Source organism: Spirochaeta thermophila DSM 6192 (assembly GCF_000147075.1).
Classification (GTDB): Bacteria; Spirochaetota; Spirochaetia; order Winmispirales; family Winmispiraceae; genus Winmispira; species Winmispira thermophila_A.
This window is the reverse complement of record NC_014484.1, coordinates 2,055,107-2,076,688: the sequence shown is the minus strand read 5'-3', so window position 1 is coordinate 2,076,688 and position 21,582 is coordinate 2,055,107. Positions and strand designations below refer to the sequence as shown.

Below are 21,582 nucleotides of genomic sequence, written 5' to 3'. Positions count from 1 at the left end.
GGTGCATGGTCATCGTGCTGGAACGGGGGGTCTCCCCGGAGAAGAAGGCCCGCATAAGGGCGTTCCTGGAGAGCAGGAACCTGAAGGTCCGTGAGATCGTGGGTGAGGAGGAGACCATCCTCGGAGCGGTGGGACAGGTGACGGTGGACCTCAGGGAGGTGGAACTCCTTCCGGGTGTGGCCCGCGTGATCCCCATCACCAAGCCCTACAAGCTCGCCTCGAGGGAGTTCAAGAAAACGGATACCGTGGTGACCCTGCGAAACGGGGTGCGGATAGGGGGCAATCGGATCACGGTGATCGCAGGCCCGTGCGCTGTCGAGGGCAGGGACCAGATCCTCGAGGCGGCCCACCGGGTGAAGGAGTCGGGGGCCGTGATCCTCCGCGGCGGGGCCTTCAAACCGAGGACCTCCCCGTACTCGTTCCAGGGGTTGGGGGAGAAGGGGCTCGAGTACCTCAAGGAGGCGTCCGAGGAGACGGGGCTCCCCGTGGTCTCGGAGGTGGTGGCCACCGAACATGTGGACCTCCTGTGCCGGTATGTGGACGTGCTCCAGATAGGGGCGCGTAACATGCAGAACTTCGAACTCCTCAAACGCGTGGGCGCCACGGGGAAGCCCGTGCTCTTGAAGCGCGGGCTCGCCGCCACCATAGAGGAGTGGCTCATGGCCGCGGAATACCTCCTCGCCCACGGTGCCGAAGACGTGATCCTCTGCGAGCGGGGGATACGCACCTTCGAGACGTACACCCGGAACACCCTCGATCTCTCTGCCATCCCCGTGGTGAAGAAGCTGAGTCACCTCCCGGTGATCGTGGACCCGAGCCATGCGACCGGGATCCGCACCAAGGTCCCTCCCATGGCCCTTGCCGCAGTGGCGGCGGGCGCGGACGGGCTCATGGTGGAGGTGCACGTGGATCCCGACCGGGCGCTCTCGGACGGCGCCCAGTCGCTCTATCCCGAGCAGTTCGAGAAGCTCATGAGGGATCTCGAGGCCCTCGCCCCGGTCCTCGGCAAGGAGGTGGAGCGCGTGCCTGAACGTCGGCCCATCCCTGTGGCGGCGGCTCCACATCCGGACCGTGAGGGGGGATCACTCCTGGTGGCCTTCCAGGGGGAGCATGGGGCCTTTTCGGAGAAGGCGCTCGCCCTCTATTTCGCGGATCGGAAGGTCTCGGGGGTGCCGACTCCTTCCTTTTCTGCGGTGTTCGATGCAGTGCTCGAGGGAAAGGTGGACTATGGGATCATCCCCATCGAGAACTCGCTCTCTGGGTCCATTCTGGAGAACTACGACCTCCTCCTCCAGTATCCCGACGTGAAGATCGTGGGTGAGACCCAGATACGGGTGGAGCACAGTCTCATAGGGCTGCCTTCGGCGAGACTCGAGGACATAAAAAAGGTGTATTCACACCCCCAGGGGTTCGCCCAGTGCGCCCGATTCCTCGATCAGTTCCCCTCCTGGGAGCGGGTACCCTTCTATGATACCGCGGGTGCCGTGGCCTTCATCGCCCGGGAAGGCGACCCTTCTCTGGCCGCGATCGCCAACGAGGTGGCGGCCGGCTACTACGGGATGAAGGTGCTCAAACAGGGCATCGAGACGAATCCGAGGAACTATACACGCTTCTTCATCATCGCCCGGCTCGAACACCCTGAGGTGCCCCGGCCGACCAAGGCCTCGATCAGTTTCCAGACGCCCGACCAGCCGGGTGCCCTCTTCAGGTGTCTCGGGGTGATCGCCGATGCGCGACTCAACCTCAAGAAGCTCGAGTCGCGTCCCATACTGGGTAAGCCCTGGAACTACATGTTCTTCCTCGACATGGAGTTGCCAGAGGATCTCTCGGTCTTCCACCGGACCATGGAAGCGCTGGACGGGGTGGCGGAGAACCTGAAGGTGTTGGGGCTCTATCGGAGCAGGATCTAGCCCTCACTCCTCTTCTATGCCGAGTCGTCTGAGCTGTTCCTCTTCCTCTTTCCGGGCGATGTACTCATGGCGTTTCTGATTCGAGCGCTGCATGAGGGTCTGAATCTGTGAGACCTCGTTCTTGAAGGGGAGGATCTTCTCTCGTTCGGTCCGTTGGAGCTCGGTCTTGAGATATGTCTCGGTGGCCTTCAGCCTTCGAATGGTACGGATCAGATGCTCGAGGGTGCGGGCGAGGTACTCGAGGGCTTCGTCCTCCTGCCCCCTCAGGAGTTCGAGTCCCCTCTGCTGGAGTTTCCTCCGGTAGGTGTCCATGGAAGTGGCGAGGCGTGAGAGGAAGGCGCCGAATTCCCCCATGTCGAGGGATTCGGTGGTCTGTCTGCCTGTGGTGATGTCCACGTAGTCCAGCTCGAACACAGGGCCCTTTCTGTCGGAGTGGGTGAGGGAGATGATCCAGTCCTTGAACTTCTCCCAGAGGGTTCTCTTCCTGCCTGTATAGAGGGCGAGGTTCGCGTTGAGGATGCGCAAGGCTTCCCTGAGGGGGGTGGAGGTGGAGAGGAGGGTGGTGAGGGACTCGAGGAGGAGCAGGAGGAGCGCGTCTTCCTTACGCCGCCTCTCCCGGTCTCTGTCTTCCCTGGGGCTTGCGAGGCGGGCGAGGACCTCGGCCCGCTTCTGTTCCGAGTGCGGTCCGAGGTCCTCTTCATAGATCTCCTGGACGAGGTCACGGTAATAGGGCTGATCACCCATGGTCGCCCGGAAGTGGCGTTTTACGTGGGAGGCGAACTCTTGGGGCCCTGCGCCCGCCGGGGCGGGGTGCTGCAGGAGGAGAAGCTGACGGACGCGGAACTTGTAGGCCTCCCGATGGAAGAGGGAGAGCTCCCTGAGGAGGGAGAGGATGCGTTGTTTCGTCTGGGTGAGGGCGTTGAGGGAGGAGCCTGCGATCTTGCCCGAGAGGGTGTCGTTCCCTTGGCGCAGTTTCTGGACGAGGACGGCGGCATGACGTGTGGTGATGTCGGTCGAGGTTGGGGTGAAGGCGTCCCATTGGATGTAGTTCACGAGTTGGAGGATCCTCCGGATCCGTTCCAGGGAGAGGAACTCGATGGTGAACTGGTAGTAGGTGAGGAGGAAGTTGAGCTGTGTGTCGAAGGCGGCGAGCCTGATGCTCATCTGGTCTGCCGCTTCGTGTTCGGGGAAGGGGTCGCTCGGGGGGATCTCGATTTCCGCGGATCGCTGTTCGTACTGGTAAGGGTCCTCGTGCACCAGGCCCTTCTTGAGGAGCAGCTCGTAGACGGTCTTGTAGGCGGTGTGGAAGCTTCGCAGCTCGTCCTTCAGCCTGGGGAGGGTGGTGGTGTTGAGGTAGTGGGTGCGTTCGGTGAGAAGGTGTTCGAGCTGCTCGGTGAATTCCTGGAAGGAGACCTGATAGTCGGACATAGTGTATAGTATGTAAGAAAAGCGCGCAGGATGCAACAAAGGCGCCGCGCGGGTGCGTGGCGTGTGTGGGATCGATGATCTCGTCAGCGCGGCCCCCCTTCAGGGAGGGGGGTCTTTTTCGAACCTGAACCAACCGAGGTCGAACGAGGAGCCGGGGAGGAAGACGAACGAGACATCCATGCGGCCTGGAGGGAGGGGAGGGAGGGGGTAGGTGCGTTCCACGGAGCCCTCGGAGCAGGGGAACTCTATGAGGTGGACGATCCGTCGGTCTTCTTGCTCGAAACGGATCTGGATGCTGTTGTTGTCGGTGCGTGAACGGCCGTAGATGGTGAGGTGCTTCGGTGGTTCGTCGCCGAAATCGAGGTTTTTGAACGTGAGGGTGACGTTGTTTCCTATGCGTTCCACACCCTGTGAGGTGATCTCGTAGTCGTCTCCGTAGATCATGTCGTACTCGTCGGCGTGGATGGTGGAGTAGGCCCTCACTTGGCGTTCGAAGACGAAACCCTTCACGTGCATCTTGGCTTCGGTGAGGAAGTAGAGCGACTGCACGCCCCGGAGCCTTCGTCTGAGCCGATAGCGGGCCTCCTGATACACGTTCCAGACGGGGTCTTTCCGATAGATCACGTCTGCGAGAAGCTCGCTCTCCGGGGCTTCGGGACGGCCCCGCCAGATCTGGAGCCGGTAGGGGTCGGCACTCAGGGCGAAGATGGGGATGGTGATGGTGTCCGACCCGTCGGGTCCGAAGTCGAGGTCGGTGAATCCCACTATGGTGATCCCGTCCCGGGCGGTGGCGATGCCTTTCTCGTTCCCCGGCGTGACTTTCCCGTTGCTGTCGTCGTAGAGCCCTGCGGAGATGAAGGAGTACGGATCCTTGTGGAGTCGGCCGAATCCCTCGGCCGTGCACTCGATCTGGGAGATGAGACGTACCGTGTCGGTGCCGTTTCTGCTGGTACACCGTACGAGGAAACTCCCGTCGCCGCGGGCGGTGACGACGGCCTCGAGACCTTCCGGCCGGACGAGGGCGAGGGGGGTCTCGATGCCGTTGGGGGTGACCGCCTTCCATTCCACCTCGCGGTACGAGGTGTTCTCCGGAAGGAGTCGCGCCTCGATGCGTACCGAGGGGGAGTCGGGGGTGAGCGTCCGCGCCCCCTCGATCACCGTGAGTTCGATCTTTCTCACCGGGATCTCGTCTTCCCGGCCGGTGCGGCAGGGTTTCTCCTCCGCCCGATGGATCACCGAGATGCAGTCGAGGTCGGTCCTCTCCGAGGGGACGGCGGTGAGGATGAGACGCGCGGGGGGGAGGTCCTTGGAGTGGACGACCATCTCGACGGGGCCCGTCTCCGTGGTGGCGCCGATGAGGGCCATGAGTTTCCCGTTGAAGAGACGCCTGCTCGTGGCATGGTACGAATCGTAGTCGGTGCTGTCGCCGTTGTCGAGCCCGAGGAGGCGTCCCGCCCCCCGAACCTCCACCCGCACCCGGCTGGAGGCATTCTCCACGAGGTTCCCCTCCGCATCGAGGATCTCTATGGTCACGAAGACGACGTCCCGGCCGTCGGCTTCGATAAACTCCCGTGAGGGGGTGAGCCTGAGCCGGGCGGGATCCCCGAAGGACCTGCGGACCGCTCGTGCCACGCACCTGCCCTCGTCGTCGTAGGCGAGGGCCACGAGCTCGCCGGGTTCGTAGGGGATCTTCCACCACCCTGTCTGCTCGGTGCCGTGCTGATGGTCTATGTCTTTGGTCCCGATGAGGCGGCCGTTGAGGTAGAGGGCGATCCGGGGGGCGTTGGAACACACCCTCACGTCGATCAGTTGCCCGGGGTTCCAGTCCCAGTAGGGGAAGATGTGGACGAAGGGATCACGTCGGTAGTCGGTCCATGCCGCTTTGTATATATAGAAGGAATCCTTAGGGAACCCCGCAGTGTCGATCTGACCGAAATACGAGTTCTTGGTATGATAGGGCGTGGGTTCCCCCAGGTAGTCGAACCCGCTCCAGATGAAGTGTCCCAGGGAGAAGGGTGCGTCCCTGTCGGCGGCGATACACGCCTCATGCGAAGGAGCCCCCCAGCTCGTAGAGCTGTTGCCCAGTGCCGAGCACTGCTCGTCTTCCTCCGCCAGGATCGTGCAGTCGAAGGGGAAGTGGTATACCCCCCGGCTCTGGACCACCGAGGCGGTCTCGCTCCCGTAGATGACCCAATCGGGGTGGGCCTCATGGTGTTCGTGGTAGTAGGCCTCACCGTAGTTGTAACCTATCACCTTGAGGATATCGGCGCAGCGCTGGGCCCCCTCCCAGGGCATGTAGTTCGACCCCATGGTGACGGGGGCGTTCCCCTTGGGGTCGTGCTTCCGCACCTCGGCGGCGAGGAGGCGGGTGAGTTCCTCTCCCCGCTCGCTCACGTGGGTGTCGTAGATTTCGTTGCCGATGCTCCACATGAGGAGGGAGGGATGGTTCCTGTCCCTCCGCACCCAGCTCGCCACGTCCCTTTCGTACCACTCGGGGAAGAATCGTGCGTAGTCGTATCGCGTCTTGGGCCGTTCCCACATGTCGAAGGCCTCGGACACCACGAAGAATCCCATCTCGTCGGCGAGATGCATGAGATCGGGTGCCGGCATGTTGTGGGCCGTCCGGAGGGCGTTCACCCCCATCGACTTGAGGAGGGAGAGCCGGTGGCGCATCGCCGCCCGATTGAAGACCGCGCCCAGGGCGCCGAGGTCGTGGTGTTCGCAGGTGCCGTGGAGCTTGGTGGGCACCCCGTTCACCAGCAGGCCGCGATGGGGATGAAAGACGAGGTGGCGGAACCCCACGGGGGTGGGAATTTCCTCGATGATGGTTCCTTCGCCGTCGTAGAGGCGGGTGAGAAGGGTGTAGAGGTGAGGCCCCTCGGGGCTCCACAGGAGAGGATCTCGTACCTCGAGAGAGGAGGCGTCGAGGGAGGTGTCCCTTGAGACCATCTTCCGGCAGGAGGAGACCGGTTTCCTCCGGTACCACAGGGTGTGCTCGAGGACCGCCTCCTGCGTGAGGTGGAGCTCGGTCTCGATCTCCACGCTCCACGTCTCTTCGCCTTTTCGCACTGTCACGTACACCCCATGGGTGGGGATGTAGCTCGTTCCCCGGAGGATGAGCCACACGTTCCGATAGATTCCCGCTCCCGAGTACCATCTGCTGTTGGGGGCCCGGTGCACCACCTTCACCACGAGCTCGTTCTCACCCTCCCTGAGAAAGGGGGTGATCTCGTGCTCGAACGAGGAGTACCCGTATTTCCAGTTGCCGGCCTCCCTCCCGTTCACGTAGAGGGTGCTGTCCATGTACACTCCCTCGAAGTAGAGGGACGCGTGCGTCGCTCGCCCCTCCCAGACGAGGATCTTCCTGTACCAGCCTGTCGAGTCCTCGTAGAGACGCGTACTGTCAGCGATGAGCCAGTCGTGGGGGATCTCCACCGGGCGGAAGGAAAGCCCGTGCCACTCCTCGGTGCCGGGCGGTGTCACGGCGAACTCCCAGTCGTTGTTGAAAAGTTGCATCCGGTTCATGGGTGGTATATACTCCCTTTGTGGACCTTCGTGGATGGGGGATATTACACCAGAAAGGAGATGTCCGCACAACCCTGCAGGCACCTCGCAGGCGGGCCGGGCCCCCACAAGGGTTACACGGTCATCGGGTTGTCCTATTGTCAGTCGATCCTCTTTCCGGGAAGGCGGCCGTGTCCTTCCCACGCCCGGAGAGCCGGAGCGTTAGATTTTTATAGTGGATGAAGTTGCACACGAGGGACGTCCCCTGTCCGCGTGCCCGGCAGGGCGAGGGACGGAGAGGAGGAGGGAGAGGGAGAAGCCGGTATTGTTTCGACAGACTTGTTAAAGGTATTTTAAAAAATTTTTTATTGACAGGATCGAAAACCTGGTACTATACTGGTGACATGAACAGAACGCCGAGTATAGCACTGAAGACGAGGGATCTGCGGACCTATCTGAGCAAGTACTGGACGCTCTATCTCATGCTCCTCTTGCCGATGCTGTACTTCTTCATCTTCAAGTACATCCCTATGACCTATATCCAGATCGCCTTCAAGAAGTACAGCATAGTGAAGAGCCCCTGGGAGATGCCCTGGGCCGACAACCACGGGTTCGAGTACTTCATAAAGGCCTTCAAGAACAGGGACTTCCTCCTCGCGCTCCGCAACACCCTCATGCTCAACTCCCTCGATCTCCTCTTCGGGTTCCCGGCGCCCATCATCCTGGCCCTCATCCTGAACGAGCTCCCGTACCACCGCTTCAAGAGGGTCACCCAGACCATCGCCTACATGCCCCACTTCCTTTCATGGGTGATCATCGCCGGGATGGCCCTCCAGCTCCTCGCCCCCAATACGGGTCTCCTCAACATCTGGCTGAAGAAGCTGGGAGCCGGGCCGATACCCTTCCTCAACGACCCGAACTACTGGGTCGGCACCTATGTGGTCCTCGGGATCTGGCAGAGCGTGGGATGGAACACCATCATCTATCTCGCGGCCATGACGAGCATCAACCCCGAGCTCTACGAGGCCGCGGCCATAGACGGGGCCGGGCGGCTCCGCCGTATCTGGCACGTCACCCTGCCCGGAATACGTCCCACCATAGTGATCCTGCTCATCCTCTCCCTGGGACATCTCATGGGGAGCTACTTCGACAGACCCTATGCGCTCCGCAATCCGTTGGTGAAGGACGTCTCGGATGTGATTGCCATCTTCGTGTACAACTACGGCATCCGGGGACTCCAGTTCTCCCTCACCACCGCGGTGGGTCTGTTCCAGTCCGTCATCAACGTGATGCTCCTGGTGCTGGCCGATCGTCTGGCCAAGCGGTTCGGTGAGCGCGGTATTCTCTGAGGGGAGGTGTGAAGATGAGAACGTCACGGGATTCGAGATGGCTCGACTACTTTGCCGTGGCAGTGAGCATCCTGGTCATCGTCGTGTGTCTCCTGCCCATGGTCAATCTGCTCGCAAGGTCTCTGAGCGATTCGGAATATCTGGTGAGGGGAGAGGTAGGGCTCTGGCCGAAGGGGCTCAACTTCGAAGCCTACCGCCTCGTACTCGAGGATACGAAGTACACGTGGGCCTTCGTCTGGACGGTCATCATCACCGCGGCCGGGACCATGCTCTCGCTCTTCATGACGGCGATCTGCGCCTACCCGCTCACCTACGATCATCTCAAGGGACGGAGCGTGATCATGTCCCTCATCCTGTTCACCATGTACTTCAATGCGGGTACCATCCCCATGTACCTGCTGCTCAAGGACATCGGGCTCCTGAATCACCCCCTCGTGCTCATCGTCCCCTACTGCCTGAGCGTCTTCAACATCATCCTCATGAGGAACTACTTCTATACGATACCGACGAGCCTCCGGGAGTCGGCGGAGATGGACGGTGCGAACCCGGTGCGCATACTCGTGAGCATCTACCTGCCGCTCTCCCTGCCGATCATCGCCACCCTCGCGCTCTTCTACGCGGTAGGGAGGTGGAACACCTATTCCGATGCCCTCATGTTCATGAACAAGCGCGAGTTCTATCCCATCTCCCTCCTCCTCTACTTCCTCATCCAGTCGGTGAGCGAGGTGGAGACCTACTCCCTCGAGGGGAACATCCCGCTCGGCCTCAGCGAGAGTCTCAAGGCGGCCGCAGTCATGTTCGCCACGGTCCCGATACTCCTGGTGTATCCGTGGCTCCAGCGTTACTTCATCCAGGGGGTGACACTGGGGTCCATCAAGGAATAGGAGGGGCGTTCCACCGCACCGTTGTGTGCGGTTTATATCATCTTATATAGGAGGATACCATGAAAAAGGCATTGATCGTGCTTCTGTGCCTCCTCACGGCGGTCTCCTTCGCCTTCGCGGAAGGACAAGGGGAGAAGGGCGGCAAGGCCGCGCCGACGGCGGGCACGGATGAGCTGGTGAACGGCCGGTTCACCACGACGCGGACGATCACGGTGGAGATCTGGGATCGTGGTGGTACCCCCGCCGACGACAACATCTGGACCGACTACATCAAGGAAGGGATGCTCCGGGATCACAACGTGGAAGTGATCTTCAAGCCCGTACCGCGCTGGCAGGAGGTGCAGGTGCTCAACAACCTGCTCGCTGCGGGTGAGGCCCCTGACGTGTGTTACACCTATGACTATCCCACCATCCAGACCTATGCGAACATGGGTGGTGTGTTGGATCTGGCTCCGCTGCTCGACCAGTACAAGCCCCAGTTGAAGGCTCTCTGGGATCTCCTGGGTGACGAGTTCATCTACTTCGATCAGGATCCGGTCACCGGCACCCTGTGGGCCATCGAGGGGATCCGTAAGCCGATCACCGGCACCGTGACCTTCATCCGCCAGGACTGGCTCAAGAAGCTCGGTCTCAAGGAACCCACGACCCGTCAGGAGTTCGAGAGGACGATCAGGGCCTTCCGCGACAATGCGGAGACGCTCCTGGGCAAGGATGCGGACAAGATGATCCCCTTCCTCCTCACGGTGGACGTGGCCTGGTATGCGCGGAACCTCATCTGGTCGTTCATCCCGGACAAGATCTCCGACGAGGAGTACTACATCTATGGATTCGACGACAGGAACCTCCTCCACCCGGGAACCAAGGAGGCCATCCGGCTCCTCAACAAGTGGTACAACGAGGGCCTCATCTGGAAGGACTTCCCGCTCTATCCCGTGGGTGATCCGACCGCTGACAACCTCGCGAAGGCCGGGTACGTGGGGTCGTTCATACAGAACCACGACTACCCCTACCGAGGTGGTGAGGACTCGATCCACGCGAACCTGAAGAGGATCGTGGGGCCCGATGCGGCGTTCGTGGCGATCGACACCTTCAAGAACGACGCCGGCAAGTACAGGAAGTACTCCGGAATCCCGGTTGACCGCAAGATCTTCTTCCCCGCTTCCAACAAGGAACCGCTCGCATCGCTCCTGTACGTGAACTGGATCAGCGATCCCGCGAAGCGGCGCTTCCTCCAGATCGGACAGGAGGGCGTGCACCACGAGGTGCTGGCCGATGGGAGCATCCGGATGCTCAAGGTCGAGGGTGAGCTTGCGATGCACGGCCCCTTCAACTACGACTACACCATCACCCTCAACGGTCTCGATCTCGGCGATCCGGAGATCACCAGGAAGTCCATGGCCCTCGGGTATCCCGAGGTGGAGCCCGAGTTCATCGTGCGCTCCCTCGATCTCTGGTCGAAAGATCTTCGCCTGATCAAGCGGTTCAACGTGGGAGAGATCAAGGCGGAAGAGGGGATGGGTCCCGCCCTCTCCGAGAAGCGCAACAACCTCCTGGTCCAGTCCGTCATCGCCAAGCCGTCGGACTTCGACAGGGTGTTCGATCAGGGTATGAGGGATTATCTCAGCTCCGGAGGGCAGGCCATCATCGACGAGCGTAAGGCCAAACTGGAGCAGTTCTACGGCTACAAGGGGAAGTAGGCCCCTGTACATGCACTACAGAGAGAGGGGAGCGAACGCTCCCCTCTCTTCTTCTGCGGTGATCTCAGGCCGAGAAGGACTTGAGCATCCAGAGCTCCTTCTCGTAGCGCTGGAGCGATCCGGTCAGCAGGTCCACCGTGCCCGGGTCACCTTCCTTTTCGGCCACGGCGATCCCCCGATGCAGGGCCTCCACCAGGGTGGAGAAGTCCTGCACCAGGTGTCCCACGATCTCCTCGGCTCGGTACGCCTTTGCGGGGGCCTCCTTGAGGGATGCCCTCTCGAGGTACTCCTTGAGCGTGGAGACGGGCCTGGAGCCGATCATGAGGATGCGCTCCGCCACCTCGTCTATCTCCTCGGCGACCTCGTCGTAGTACTCCTCGGTCTTTGCGTGGAGGGTGAAGAAGACCGGGCCCTCCACGTTCCAGTGGAAGGATCTGAGTTTCTGGTAGAGCACCGAGAGATCGGCGAGGTACTCGTTGAGAAACCGTGCGGTTTCGGGATAGGATACGGTAGCCATGTGGCACCTCCAAAATTGAATTTTATACTAACTTGTAATTAGTACAATTTGAGTATACCAAAAACCACCTCTCCCGTCTACCCCTTGGATTCCCGTCGCTCAATTCGTGCGTGTGCAGGAGGGACAGAGTCCCTTGAGGTAGAGGTGCGATTCCTCGAGTCTGAAACCGGGAGGAACCGTGAGCGCTGCGGAGAGTTCCTGAGGGAGGGGGAGGTCGTAGAGGGCGCCACAGCGCACACACTTGAAATGGGCATGGGATGGGTCGGCGATGTCGTAGCGGAATTCCGTCCCCTCTATGGTGAGCTCCTGGGCGATGCCCTTCTCGACGAAGAGCCTCACCGTATTGTAGACGGTGGTCTTGGAGAGTCCGGGGACGTGGGGGAGGAGGTCCTGATAGATGGTATCCACCGTAGGATGCGTGTCGTGCTCGAGCAGGTACTCGAGGATGAGGACCCTCTGGTGGGAGACCTTTATCCCGTGTTCCCTGAGGACGGCCACTGCATCTTTTTCCCGTAAGGCCTCTGCTTTTCTGTTCATATACACTCTGTAATGATTCCAATATCGACTGTAGTGTAAATATACTACGCTTTGGAATCGCTGTCCACCCGCCGTGGACCGACGTAGAGCGCAGAGACGGGTATGCCCCCGTGGTTGAATCGGGCCACGAGGCGCATCGAGAGCCCCGGAGGGAAGGCCGACCCGAGGCGTGAGGGAAGGAGGAAGAGCCCCCGCCAGCCGGGGAAGGCCTGCACGAAGTGGCGGAGCACGTGTGAGTGAAGGTCCCGGGGAAGGGGGAGGCGTCCGCCGTACGGCAGGTTGCTCACGAGGAGGCCCCGCTCGCTCCCCAGTTGCCCCGCGTCCAGGGCGAAGAAGTCCCTCTGGAGGAAGCGGATCCCGCTTTCGACTCCCGCCCGGCGTGCATTCGCCCGCGCCGCCTCCACCGCCTCGCCGTCCACATCCCCCGCGATCACCCGACCCCCTTTCGCCTCCCCTCCCGCCATCCTCCGTACGAAGCCCCACGCGCCCTCCCTGTGCCAGGGCATCCGCTCGAACAGGAACCCCCTTCCCCTCCCCGGCGCCACCCCGTACACCACGAAGGCCGCCTCCACCGCGAGCGTGCCGGACCCGCAGAACGGATCCGCCACCACCAGGTCATCCGGCACCCGCGGCCATGCGCCGCACACCCTCAGCGCCCGCCGCACCACCCCGGCCGCCAGGTGCTCCCTGAGCGGCGCCTCGCCCTGCACCACCCGGTAGCCGCGGAACGAGAGGGCAGGCCCCGTCGTATCCAGGAGGATGCGGCACCGGTTGCGCACCCCCACCAGCCGCACCCGCTGCACCCACGCTCCCCCGGTCCCCTCGTCCCAGCGCACCGCGGTCCCCACCGCCTCCCTGAACCGGTGCGCCACCGCATCCCGCACCGCCCCCGCCGCCCGACCCTCGTGGCCGATCGGACTGTGTACGAGCCGTGCCTCCACGCGTATCGGGAGGAGCGGGTTGAGGAAGACCTCCCACGGCACCCGCGCCGCCCCTCGGAAGACCCCCTCCGTGGCCGTCGCGTGGAACGAAGCCGTCTCGATCCAGACCCGGGAGGCCACCGCGAGGTGGAGGTTGAGGCGGTACACATCCTCCTGCCGTCCCCGCACCCCGAATCCCCCCTGCTCCCGTACGGGCGCATACCCCAGGGCTACCAGCTCCGCCTCGAGCTCGGGGAGAAACGCCTCCACCCCCTCCACGAAGATGCGGTGCTCCTGTGCCTTCACGTGACGCCTTACCCGCCGCTCGAAGGCCGGGGTGCGCGTATAGTCGGGAAGTCCCTCCATGGACGGAAAGCCTACCAGACGGACGCGTGAAAGATAAAGTACTGCTTGACATGAGGAGAAACCATGTCGTATTATTGAACATGTGTTCGTTTTTGAGAGGGACTCATCCCCCGATGGCATCATCCCTCTCGCCGCACCAAGGACCCGAGAGGAGCGCCGTGCAGTATAAAAAGGACGATGTGCGCATGCGTATCCTGAGGGCGGCGCAGGAGGAGTTCATGGAACACGGGTTTTCGGGCGCATCGATGCGCCGCATCGCCCGTCTCGCCGGCACCTCGACCTCCAACCTCTACACCTACTTCCCCTCGAAGGAGGCCCTCTTCGAGGCCCTCGTGGGAGACCTCTACGCCTCGCTCCTCGACCTCTTCCGCCATCACCATGAGGAGGGGTGGCACGGCCCCGCATGGGCCGAGGGTGAGAAGCTCGAGGGCTTCCGATCCTTCTTCGACTTCATCGTGGACCAACGGATCCCGCTCGTCCTCCTGTGCAAGAAGAGCGAAGGCAGCCCCTTCGCAGGCACGCTCCCTCGCTTCGTCCAGGCCATGGCGGGCAACATCCTCCACCACCTTGCGGAGGACGGGACCCTCGACCGGACGCTCCACGAGCCCCTCGCATGGGCGCTCTCCCGCGCCTTCTGGGAGGGGCTCCTCTCCCTCCTCGAGACGGAACTCGACGAACACGTGCTCACACCCCTCGTCTTCACCTATGTGGTGAGGAGCACGGTGGGGGGCTGGTTCAGGGGGGACGAGGCACTCTCGTTCCTCTCCCGCCTCGAGGAGCCACACATCGACGCCGAGGAGGAACCATGACTGACCTGGTGAACGCCCGGGGACTCGGGAAGCGGTTCCGCGATGTCTGGGCCGTCCGGGACCTCGATCTCGTCCTCGAGCCGGGGACGATCTTCGGATTCGTCGGCCTCAACGGCGCCGGCAAGACCACCACCATCCGTATGCTCCTCGGGATGATCCGACCCACCACCGGGAGCGTCTCCCTCTTCGGGAAGCCCCTCGGCGCCGACCCCTCGGTCTTCCAGAGAGTGGGTGCCCTCGTGGAGCAGGCCGCGGCCTATCCGCTCCTCACCGCCGAGGAAAACCTGCGTCACGCCGCCCTCCTCAAAGGCCTCGACCCCTCCCGTGCGGTGCCCGAGGTGATGGAGGAGCTCGGCCTCCTGCCCTATGCCCGCGTCCAGGCCCGTCACCTCTCCCAGGGAAACCGCCAGCGTCTCGCACTCGCCAAGGCCTTCCTTGGGGATCCCCGACTCCTCCTCCTGGACGAGCCGGGCAATGGACTCGACCCGGCCGGGATCGTGGAGCTGCGCGCCATGCTCCGGAAGAGGGCGGATGAGGGCGCGGCGGTCCTCGTCTCGAGCCACATGCTCGACGAACTCTCGCGGGTGGCCGACCACATAGGCATCATCCATCGGGGAAGGATGGTCGCGCAGTTCTCCGGAAAGGAACTCGACACACAGGTGACACGCTCGCTGGTGATCACCACCGTGGACGACGGGCGTGCCCTCGCGGTGCTCCGGTCGGCAGGCTACGAGGCGGTCCTGGATCACGGGAGGATCGTGTGTACCGGGGAAGCGGCCCTCGGTGCCCCGGAGCGCATCGCCGCCCTCCTCGTACACGAGGGCGTGCCTCCCAGGACCATGGAGCTCCGACAGGAGAGCCTCGAGGCCCTCTTCATGCGACTCATCGGCCAGGAGGTTCCAGTATGACCTACGGACGCATGGTTCGGGCAGAACTCCTCTCCCTCCGGAGATCGCCCCTGGTGTGGCTCAGCCTTCTCGCCATGGGGTTCGGTACCACGGTGGTGGTGCTCCTCATGTACCTCATGCAGCACCCCGATCTCATCCCTTCCTCGGGACTCCTGCGGACCAAGATGGCCCTCTTTTCCACCGTCACCACCTGGGAGGGATACCTCGCCGTCCTCACGCAGATGACGGCCGTCGCCGGCATGGTGGTGGGAGGGTTCGTCGCGAGTTTTGTGTTCGGCAGGGACTTCACCTACGGGACCTACCGGGACCTCCTCGTGGCCCCCGGGGGGAGGGGGCTCCTCGTCCACGCCCGGCACACGGTCTACTTTCTCTGGAGCGCGGTGCTCCTCCTCGAGGTGATCGTACTGGGACTGCCCGCCGGGTGGGGGCTTTCCCTTCCCGGGTGGGGTCTCGATGTCCTCGAGGCCGGACTTGCGAGGCTCCTTGTCACGGGTGCGCTCGGGGTGGCCCTGGGCACGGTGATAGGGTGTGCGGCCCTCTTCTCACGCGGGGTCTTCGGCCCCCTGGGTGTACTCGTACTGTGCGTGGTGCTGGGTCAGCTCTTCCCCCTCGTGGGGGGAGGCGAGTACTTCCCCTGGTCGGTGGTGGCCATCCATTCAGGCGCCGCGGGCGAGGAGGCCCTCCGCCTCCTCTCGCCGCTGAGCTATGTGCTGGTGGTCCTCACCTCGGCCGCGGGGTACGCAGGCTCGCTCCTCCACTGGACGAGGGCCGACCACCCCTAGGGTATGGGGGGTGCAGGATCTCCTGCACCCCGGCCTCCCCTCAGGGACAGAGCATGTGGGTGCCGTCGCAGAACGGCTTGTTGCTCGACTGGCCGCACGTGCACAGCCTCACCACCTCTTCCTTTTCCACCTCGTACTCGTAGGGCGTGAAACCCGTGCCCTCGTGGCTCTTGCCGTCGCAGTAGGGAAGGGTGGTGCTCTTCCCGCACATGCAGTAGTGGACCACCCCCGGATGCTCTTTCACTTCGATAGGACCTTTCTTCTCGCTCATGGAGTTCTCCCCTTGTTACAATGAACTCAGTACAACCATGGTAATGGATTTTGGCACGATTGTAAACAAAAAAGACGATCGATTTTCTCCCGGAGAGACACCCTTGCGAGGATGACGGCCGTGTGATTCCTTAGTATTTTTTCCCACGGCGAAGAAATCGAGGAGGCCGCATGCTGCCGATCAAGGATACCGTGCGCTCGTGGTCGTTCCCCTGGGTGAACTGGGGACTCATCGTCACGAACGTCCTCGTCTTCCTCTGGATGGCGGGGCTGGGACCCGAAGCGGAGTTCGTGGTGGGGAGGTGGGGGCTCGTTCCCGCCCGGGTGGTGGGAAGCGGGCACCCGGGCGTGTTCGTGCAGTTCATCACCGCCATGTTCCTCCACGGCGGATGGGCGCACCTGTTCAGCAACATGCTCGCCCTCTACATCTTCGGCGACAACGTGGAGGACAGGCTCGGGAGCGTCCGCTACCTCGCCTTCTACCTGCTCTCCGGGATCGCGGCCTCGGTCACGCACATCGCCCTCTTCCCCGACTCACCCGTCCCCATGGTGGGGGCGAGCGGCGCCATAAGCGGGGTGCTCGCAGCCTACGTGCTCATGTTCCCCCGGGCGAGGGTGATCACCCTCATCCCGCTCTTCTTCCTCCCCATGTTCGTGGAGATCCCCGCCCTCTTCTACATAGGAGGGTGGTTCCTCTCCCAGCTCCTCAACGGGTTCGCCACCATCGTCACCGGGGTGGGGGCCTTCGGAGGCGTGGCGTGGTGGGCCCACGTGGGAGGATTCGTCGCAGGAGCGCTCATGCTCCCCGCCTTCAGGGCCCGCACCTACAGGCGCCGGGTCTTCCGCGACGAGTACTTCCCCTGGTAGGGGAGCGTAGTGCACGTCCGCACATCATGATCGCAAGGAGGCGCACATGGACTTGTGGTGGCTGTTCTGGCTGTTTCTCATCATCTCCTCCCTTCAGCCGGTCGTCAGGCAGAACATGCTGGAGACCGCCCGCCTGAGGGCCCTGAGAACCCTCGAGCGGAAGCGCAAGAGCAGGGTCATCACCCTCATCCATCGCCAGGAGACCATGGGGTTTCTCGGGTTTCCTCTCGTGAGGTACATCGACATCGACGACTCCGAGGCCGTGCTCAGGGCCATCAAGATGACCGACGACGATGTCCCGATCGACCTCATCCTCCACACCCCGGGAGGCCTCGTGGTCGCCGCCGAGCAGATCGCCTACGCCCTGAAGAAGCATCCGGCGAAGGTCACGGTCTTTGTCCCCCACTATGCGATGTCGGGCGGCACGCTCATCGCCCTGGCCGCCGACGAGGTGGTGATGGACGAGAACGCGGTGCTCGGCCCGGTGGATCCACAGATCGGCCAGCAGCCTGCGGCGAGCATCCTCAAGGTCCTCGAGCGGAAGCCCATCGCCGAGGTGGACGACGAGACCATCATCCTCGCCGACGTGGCGGAGAAGGCCATCTGCCAGGTGAAGCGGGTGGTGAAGACCCTGCTCGAAGGGCGTCTCCCCGGGGACAAGGCAGAGGAGATCGCCACCAGGCTCGCCACCGGCGAGTTCACGCACGACTATCCCATCACCGTGGACGAGGCCCGCGAGCTGGGGCTCACCGTGAGCACCGAGATGCCGGCCGAGGTGTACGAGATCATGGCCCTCTACCCCCAGACCGCACAGAGGAGGCCCTCGGTGGAGTACATCCCCTCGCCCAGGACGAAAGAGGGGGGAACTCCCCGGTTCAGGAACGGATCGTCGCGCACATGATGGTGGCCCCTACGGGGGATCCCGCTCCGGTGCCGGATCACCGGAGTTTTTTTGTAGATTTCCCTTTACAAATCTCATATATCAGGTTATCATGTTTCTATGGGAAAAAACGATGTACGCAACTACTACAACGAGCTCGTGGAGGCCATCGCCTCGGTCGATGACCCGGAGAAGCTCGCCCGTTTCTTCGATGAGCTCTTCACCCCTGCCGAACGCGCCCGCTTCGCCCTCAGGTGGGAGCTCATGGTGCTCCTCGCGCACGGGTACACCCAGCGCGAGGTGGCCGACCGTCTGGGGGTGAGCCTGTGCAAGGTGACGAGGGGAGCGAAGATCCTCAAGAATCCTTCCTCGGTCACGTGGGAACTGCTCGAACGTATGGAGGAAGCGCATGCAAAGAAAAATCCTGCTCAGTGAAAAGGATCTTCCCTCGCACTGGTACAACATCCTCGCGGATCTGCCGGGCGGGCCGCTCGACCCGCCCCTCCATCCGGTCACGAAGCAGCCGCTCGCGCCGGATGAACTCTCCGCCCTCTTCCCCCGGGCCCTCATCGAACAGGAGATGAGCGGCGAGCGGTGGATCGAAATTCCCGAGGAAGTGCGGAAGATCCTCGCCCTCTGGCGGCCCACGCCGCTCTACCGGGCCTACCAGCTGGAACAGGCCCTCGGGACCCCGGCTCGTATCTACTTCAAGTGGGAGGGTGCCTCTCCTCCGGGTTCCCACAAGTCCAATACCTCGGTGGCCCAGGCCTACTACAACAGGAAGGAAGGGATCACCAGGCTCACCACGGAGACGGGGGCGGGCCAGTGGGGGAGCAGCCTCGCCTTCGCGGGCAGGCTCTTCGGGATGGAGGTGCGGGTCTACATGGTGAAGGTGAGCTACGAGGGCAAGCCCTACAGGCGCATCATGATGGAGACGTGGGGCGCCGAGTGCATACCCAGTCCCTCACCCCGCACCAAGGTGGGCAAGGCCATCCTCGAGAAGGATCCCGACTCGCCCGGTTCCCTCGGTATCGCCATAAGCGAGGCCGTGGAGGAGGCGGTGGAACGGGAGGACACCCACTACGCCCTCGGTTCGGTCCTCAACCATGTGCTGCTCCATCAGACGGTGATCGGCCTCGAGTGCAAGAAACAGCTCGAGCTCGCGGGTGACTATCCCGATGTGGTCATAGGCTGTGTGGGTGGGGGATCGAACTTCGGGGGTATCGCCCTTCCCTTCGCCTACGACAAGATCCATGGGAAGGACGTGCGCCTCGTGGCGGTGGAGCCTTCGGCGTGTCCCACCCTCACCAAGGGCGTCTATACGTACGACTACGGCGACACGGGGAAGATGACCCCCATCGTCAGGATGCACACCCTGGGGCACGACTTCGTCCCGCCGGGCATCCATGCAGGAGGCCTGCGGTATCACGGCATGGCGCCCATCGTCTCGCGTCTGGTGAAGGAGGGGGTGGTCGAGGCCCGTGCCTACCATCAGAGGGCGGTCTTCGAGGCCGCGGTCCTCTTCGCCCGCACCGAGGGGTTCATCGTGGCGCCCGAGACGGCCCATGCGATCAAGGCCTGCGTGGACGAGGCCCTCGCGGCGAAGGAAGAAGGGAAGGAGCGGGTCATCCTGGTGAACGCATCGGGTCACGGGCACTTCGACATGGCGGCCTACCAGCAGTACTTCGAGGGCAGGCTCGAGGATTACGAGTATCCCGAGGAGAAGATCAGGGAGGCACTCTCGGCGCTCCCCCGGATCTGAATCCGTTCTCCGCACGGACGAGAGGGCGCCCAGCCGGACGCCCTCTTCATGTGTGTGGCGTCTCAGAGGATTTCGGGATGGCCGCTCTCGAGTCGCTGGGTCCCCTCCCTGGTGTGGAGCTGCACGCGTTTGAGGTAGAAGGCCGCCGCCTTGTCCTCGGGTGCGTGGGAGAGCACCTCCAGGAAGCCCTTCTCGGCCTCGTCCAGTGCTCCCAGGCAGTAGGCGTAGAGCGCTCGTTCGAACATGGACGCGGTCGATCGCTTCACCGCGTCCTCAGGGTCTATGACCTCGAAGAGGGGGATCACCCTCTGGGGGGTGCGGAGCCGGCCCAGGAACCGGTAGGAGGACTCTTCCACCCTCGCGAGGGCGGGGAAGAGCTGGTCGGTGATGAGGGCCGCGGCTCCGAACACCCTGGTGAGCCCCTCCACCTCGGCGGCCAGGGAGAAGACCTCCCCGATGCCGGTATAGGCGAGTCTCTCGCCCGCGGAGACCATGGCGAGGAGTGCCCGGCCATGGGAGGCGCCGATGGAGAGACCTGCAGGTTCGTAACCTGCGGCGGCACGGCCCGCGTTGTACTCACGCAGGAAGCGGAACAGGGCGAAGATGCTCTGCACCGCTTCCTCGGGCTCGCCGGGGAAGAGGAAGGTCATCTTCTCTCCCAGGAAGGACTCGAAGATCCCGCCGTGGTCCTTCACCACGGGGATGATCTGGCGGGCGTAGGAGGAGAGGAAGGCGCTCGTCTGGTGCGGGGCTATCTTCTCCGAGAGCGAGACGAGGGGCATGAGCGAACAGACCATCACCGAGAGCTCGCAGGTGGTGTGTTCGCCCCCTCTCAGACCTTCCATCCCCTCCTTGCCCAGGAGGCGCAGTATGGTGAACGGCACGAAACGGGAGTAGAGGGTGGCCATGGTCTCGGCCTTCCAGGAGGCCTCCCTCATGGCATTGTACACGTGAGCGTACGTGCGGGCGAGGATGAGGGCCTGGACGAGGAGGAAGACGATGAGGCCGTACTGGGAGAGGTACCCGCTCCCCCTCTGGTAGATGCTGAAGAGCACGTCGTTCATCACCGTGAAGGTGAGGACGAGCATGCCTATGGTGAAGAGGAGGGCCTGTTCCCTCCGATGGACGAGGGCCCGTACGAGCCAGGCGAGCAACACCAGACACGAGGCGACGAGGTAGTACTCGTAGTAGATGTGGAGTTCGGTGAAGAGACGGAACGGAAGGAACACCCCCATGAGGATGAAGGCGCCGGTGACGGTGTAGTGGAGGACGGAGAGGGGGCGTAGCTCCTCGTGGGGGAAAAGCCGATGGAAGTAGAGGAACAGCGACGCGGCCGCGACATAGACGGAGATGATCTCCGCCCGGATGAGGAGGGGGCAGGGGAGGAAGGAGAGGAGGTCGTGGAGGAACCGTGTCTCGGTGAGTCCGGCACGGAGGGCGAGGGAAGAGGCGAAGAGCCCGAAGAAGAGGTATTCCTTTTCCTTCGAGCGGGTGAAGAAGAGGATGAGGTGGTAGACGGCGATGATGAGGATACTCCCGAAGACGAACAGGTCGAGCATGAGTTTGCGCTCGTGGAAGGATCGTACGGCCGAGGCGTAGCCCAGGTAAGGGGGATTCTGGAGGCCTCCGAGGCGGTCCTCCACGTTCTGGACCTGGAGCCAGAGGTCGAATTCCCCCGAGGGAGGCCAGAAGGTGATCATCCGGGTGCGGATGCCCGCGACATGGCGGGCGGCATCGGGCGAGACCCGGCCTTCCTCGAGGATGGTCTTTCCCCCGAGGACGAGGCGATGGGCGCTCGTGATGTTCTGGAGCCTGATGGCGAGAGGTTCCTCCGGAGGGTGCTGAGGGAGGATGATATGGAACCGGTAGGTGGCGTACCCAGCGGCCGGGAACGGTACACCGGTTCTCGGGTTGACGGCCCGCGTCCACGGTCTGTCGACCGGGAGGAGGAGCGTGGGGCCCTCACGCGGCGGTTCCTGGATGAGCCTTTCCCAGTAGAAGGGCACGTTCCCTTCGAGGAAGGTGCCGTGCGTGAGGTCCTCTCGTTCGAGACGATAGATTCCCCCCTCACCCTCCAATGCGCCGAGCAACCCTCCCCCCAGCACCAGAAGGTACAGCAGGCGGTGAATCTTCATTATATTTCCAGTATGTGACAGAATGGGGAAATCCTCAAGTTTTTTCGGGAGGACTCG

18 protein-coding genes are annotated in these 21,582 nt (G+C 62.9%); 11 read left to right on the top strand and 7 right to left on the bottom strand.

All coding sequences use genetic code 11. The features are described 5' to 3' along the window. Window positions 1-5 precede the first annotated feature (5 nt). Entirely contained in the window at window positions 6-1,910 is a 1,905-nt protein-coding gene (gene aroF, locus STHERM_RS09445; RefSeq protein ID WP_013314665.1) for a 3-deoxy-7-phosphoheptulonate synthase, read from the top strand. A 3-nt stretch (window positions 1,911-1,913) separates the two neighbouring features. Here aroF and STHERM_RS09440 read toward each other — a convergent pair whose 3' ends face one another. Beyond that, window positions 1,914-3,338 carry a hypothetical protein gene (locus STHERM_RS09440; protein ID WP_013314664.1) on the bottom strand — a complete coding sequence of 475 codons (1,425 nt, stop codon included), beginning with the start codon at window positions 3,336-3,338 and terminating at the stop codon, window positions 1,914-1,916. Between the two features lie 99 nt (window positions 3,339-3,437). After that, on the bottom strand, window positions 3,438-6,863 hold the full coding sequence (locus STHERM_RS09435; protein ID WP_013314663.1) for a glycoside hydrolase family 2 TIM barrel-domain containing protein: 3,426 nt from the start codon (window positions 6,861-6,863) through the stop codon (window positions 3,438-3,440). Between the two features lie 383 nt (window positions 6,864-7,246). On the opposite strand from STHERM_RS09435, the gene STHERM_RS09430 reads away from it, so the two are divergent. From STHERM_RS09430 to STHERM_RS09420, 3 genes are read left to right on the top strand one after another with little or no spacing between them, the layout of a single operon-like run. After that, window positions 7,247-8,191, top strand: coding sequence for an ABC transporter permease (locus STHERM_RS09430; protein ID WP_052295680.1), 945 nt, complete (start codon window positions 7,247-7,249; stop codon window positions 8,189-8,191). Between the two features lie 14 nt (window positions 8,192-8,205). After that, complete coding sequence (locus tag STHERM_RS09425) at window positions 8,206-9,075, top strand: carbohydrate ABC transporter permease (RefSeq protein ID WP_013314661.1); 870 nt, start codon at window positions 8,206-8,208, stop codon at window positions 9,073-9,075. Window positions 9,076-9,134: 59 nt separating this feature from the next. Next, window positions 9,135-10,772, top strand: coding sequence for an extracellular solute-binding protein (locus tag STHERM_RS09420; RefSeq protein ID WP_013314660.1), 1,638 nt, complete (start codon window positions 9,135-9,137; stop codon window positions 10,770-10,772). Window positions 10,773-10,836: 64 nt separating this feature from the next. Here the strand turns inward: STHERM_RS09420 and STHERM_RS09415 are convergent, their stop codons facing one another. From STHERM_RS09415 to STHERM_RS09405, 3 genes are all read right to left on the bottom strand, one after another. After that, a complete protein-coding gene (locus STHERM_RS09415) occupies window positions 10,837-11,289 on the bottom strand; it encodes a Dps family protein (RefSeq protein WP_013314659.1) in 453 nt (150 codons plus the stop codon). 99 nt (window positions 11,290-11,388) lie between these two features. Then, complete coding sequence (locus STHERM_RS09410) at window positions 11,389-11,826, bottom strand: Fur family transcriptional regulator (protein ID WP_041623552.1); 438 nt, start codon at window positions 11,824-11,826, stop codon at window positions 11,389-11,391. 44 nt (window positions 11,827-11,870) lie between these two features. Next, on the bottom strand, window positions 11,871-13,112 hold the full coding sequence (locus STHERM_RS09405) for a THUMP domain-containing class I SAM-dependent RNA methyltransferase (RefSeq protein WP_013314658.1): 1,242 nt from the start codon (window positions 13,110-13,112) through the stop codon (window positions 11,871-11,873). 158 nt (window positions 13,113-13,270) lie between these two features. Here STHERM_RS09405 and STHERM_RS09400 point away from each other — a divergent pair, with 158 nt between their 5' ends. Genes STHERM_RS09400 through STHERM_RS09390 form a run of 3 tightly spaced genes read left to right on the top strand, consistent with a single transcriptional unit; the run spans window position 13,271 to window position 15,611 of the window. Continuing rightward, on the top strand, window positions 13,271-13,921 hold the full coding sequence (locus STHERM_RS09400; protein ID WP_237223268.1) for a TetR/AcrR family transcriptional regulator: 651 nt from the start codon (window positions 13,271-13,273) through the stop codon (window positions 13,919-13,921). Next, complete coding sequence (locus STHERM_RS09395) at window positions 13,918-14,829, top strand: ABC transporter ATP-binding protein (RefSeq protein ID WP_013314656.1); 912 nt, start codon at window positions 13,918-13,920, stop codon at window positions 14,827-14,829. The genes STHERM_RS09400 and STHERM_RS09395 overlap by 4 nt, the downstream gene beginning before the upstream one ends. Next, a complete protein-coding gene (locus tag STHERM_RS09390; protein WP_013314655.1) occupies window positions 14,826-15,611 on the top strand; it encodes an ABC transporter permease in 786 nt (261 codons plus the stop codon). The genes STHERM_RS09395 and STHERM_RS09390 overlap by 4 nt, the downstream gene beginning before the upstream one ends. Before the next feature lie 40 nt (window positions 15,612-15,651). On the opposite strand, the gene STHERM_RS09385 is transcribed toward STHERM_RS09390, so the two are convergent. After that, window positions 15,652-15,882: a CDGSH iron-sulfur domain-containing protein gene (locus STHERM_RS09385; RefSeq protein ID WP_013314654.1), complete on the bottom strand. Its 231-nt coding sequence runs from the start codon at window positions 15,880-15,882 to the stop codon at window positions 15,652-15,654. Window positions 15,883-16,052: 170 nt separating this feature from the next. Here STHERM_RS09385 and STHERM_RS09380 point away from each other — a divergent pair, with 170 nt between their 5' ends. From STHERM_RS09380 to STHERM_RS09365, 4 genes are all read left to right on the top strand, one after another. After that, window positions 16,053-16,748, top strand: a complete 696-nt coding sequence (locus STHERM_RS09380) for a rhomboid family intramembrane serine protease (protein WP_013314653.1) — start codon at window positions 16,053-16,055, stop codon at window positions 16,746-16,748. 46 nt (window positions 16,749-16,794) lie between these two features. Further along, window positions 16,795-17,649, top strand: coding sequence for an SDH family Clp fold serine proteinase (locus STHERM_RS09375; RefSeq protein ID WP_013314652.1), 855 nt, complete (start codon window positions 16,795-16,797; stop codon window positions 17,647-17,649). A gap of 99 nt (window positions 17,650-17,748) precedes the next feature. After that, window positions 17,749-18,063 carry a Trp family transcriptional regulator gene (locus STHERM_RS09370; protein WP_013314651.1) on the top strand — a complete coding sequence of 105 codons (315 nt, stop codon included), beginning with the start codon at window positions 17,749-17,751 and terminating at the stop codon, window positions 18,061-18,063. Continuing rightward, the gene (locus tag STHERM_RS09365; RefSeq protein WP_013314650.1) at window positions 18,038-19,390 is read left to right on the top strand and encodes a TrpB-like pyridoxal phosphate-dependent enzyme; all 1,353 of its coding nucleotides are present in this window, start codon (window positions 18,038-18,040) and stop codon (window positions 19,388-19,390) included. Before STHERM_RS09370 ends, STHERM_RS09365 begins: the two co-directional genes overlap by 26 nt. Window positions 19,391-19,452: 62 nt before the next feature. Here the strand turns inward: STHERM_RS09365 and STHERM_RS09360 are convergent, their stop codons facing one another. Next, window positions 19,453-21,525, bottom strand: coding sequence for a 7TM diverse intracellular signaling domain-containing protein (locus STHERM_RS09360; protein WP_041623549.1), 2,073 nt, complete (start codon window positions 21,523-21,525; stop codon window positions 19,453-19,455). Between the last annotated feature and the right edge of the window lie 57 nt (window positions 21,526-21,582).

What these genes read in the sequence shown, in the direction of transcription:
- aroF (WP_013314665.1), top strand. Translation starts at nt 6, where the DNA reads ATGGTCATCGTGCTGGAACGGGGGGTCTCCCCGGAGAAGAAGGCCCGC.
- STHERM_RS09440 (WP_013314664.1), bottom strand. Translation starts at nt 3,338, where the DNA reads ATGTCCGACTATCAGGTCTCCTTCCAGGAATTCACCGAGCAGCTCGAA.
- STHERM_RS09435 (WP_013314663.1), bottom strand. Translation starts at nt 6,863, where the DNA reads ATGAACCGGATGCAACTTTTCAACAACGACTGGGAGTTCGCCGTGACA.
- STHERM_RS09430 (WP_052295680.1), top strand. Translation starts at nt 7,247, where the DNA reads ATGAACAGAACGCCGAGTATAGCACTGAAGACGAGGGATCTGCGGACC.
- STHERM_RS09425 (WP_013314661.1), top strand. Translation starts at nt 8,206, where the DNA reads ATGAGAACGTCACGGGATTCGAGATGGCTCGACTACTTTGCCGTGGCA.
- STHERM_RS09420 (WP_013314660.1), top strand. Translation starts at nt 9,135, where the DNA reads ATGAAAAAGGCATTGATCGTGCTTCTGTGCCTCCTCACGGCGGTCTCC.
- STHERM_RS09415 (WP_013314659.1), bottom strand. Translation starts at nt 11,289, where the DNA reads ATGGCTACCGTATCCTATCCCGAAACCGCACGGTTTCTCAACGAGTAC.
- STHERM_RS09410 (WP_041623552.1), bottom strand. Translation starts at nt 11,826, where the DNA reads ATGAACAGAAAAGCAGAGGCCTTACGGGAAAAAGATGCAGTGGCCGTC.
- STHERM_RS09405 (WP_013314658.1), bottom strand. Translation starts at nt 13,112, where the DNA reads ATGGAGGGACTTCCCGACTATACGCGCACCCCGGCCTTCGAGCGGCGG.
- STHERM_RS09395 (WP_013314656.1), top strand. Translation starts at nt 13,918, where the DNA reads ATGACTGACCTGGTGAACGCCCGGGGACTCGGGAAGCGGTTCCGCGAT.
- STHERM_RS09390 (WP_013314655.1), top strand. Translation starts at nt 14,826, where the DNA reads ATGACCTACGGACGCATGGTTCGGGCAGAACTCCTCTCCCTCCGGAGA.
- STHERM_RS09385 (WP_013314654.1), bottom strand. Translation starts at nt 15,882, where the DNA reads ATGAGCGAGAAGAAAGGTCCTATCGAAGTGAAAGAGCATCCGGGGGTG.
- STHERM_RS09380 (WP_013314653.1), top strand. Translation starts at nt 16,053, where the DNA reads ATGCTGCCGATCAAGGATACCGTGCGCTCGTGGTCGTTCCCCTGGGTG.
- STHERM_RS09375 (WP_013314652.1), top strand. Translation starts at nt 16,795, where the DNA reads ATGGACTTGTGGTGGCTGTTCTGGCTGTTTCTCATCATCTCCTCCCTT.
- STHERM_RS09370 (WP_013314651.1), top strand. Translation starts at nt 17,749, where the DNA reads ATGGGAAAAAACGATGTACGCAACTACTACAACGAGCTCGTGGAGGCC.
- STHERM_RS09365 (WP_013314650.1), top strand. Translation starts at nt 18,038, where the DNA reads ATGCAAAGAAAAATCCTGCTCAGTGAAAAGGATCTTCCCTCGCACTGG.
- STHERM_RS09360 (WP_041623549.1), bottom strand. Translation starts at nt 21,525, where the DNA reads ATGAAGATTCACCGCCTGCTGTACCTTCTGGTGCTGGGGGGAGGGTTG.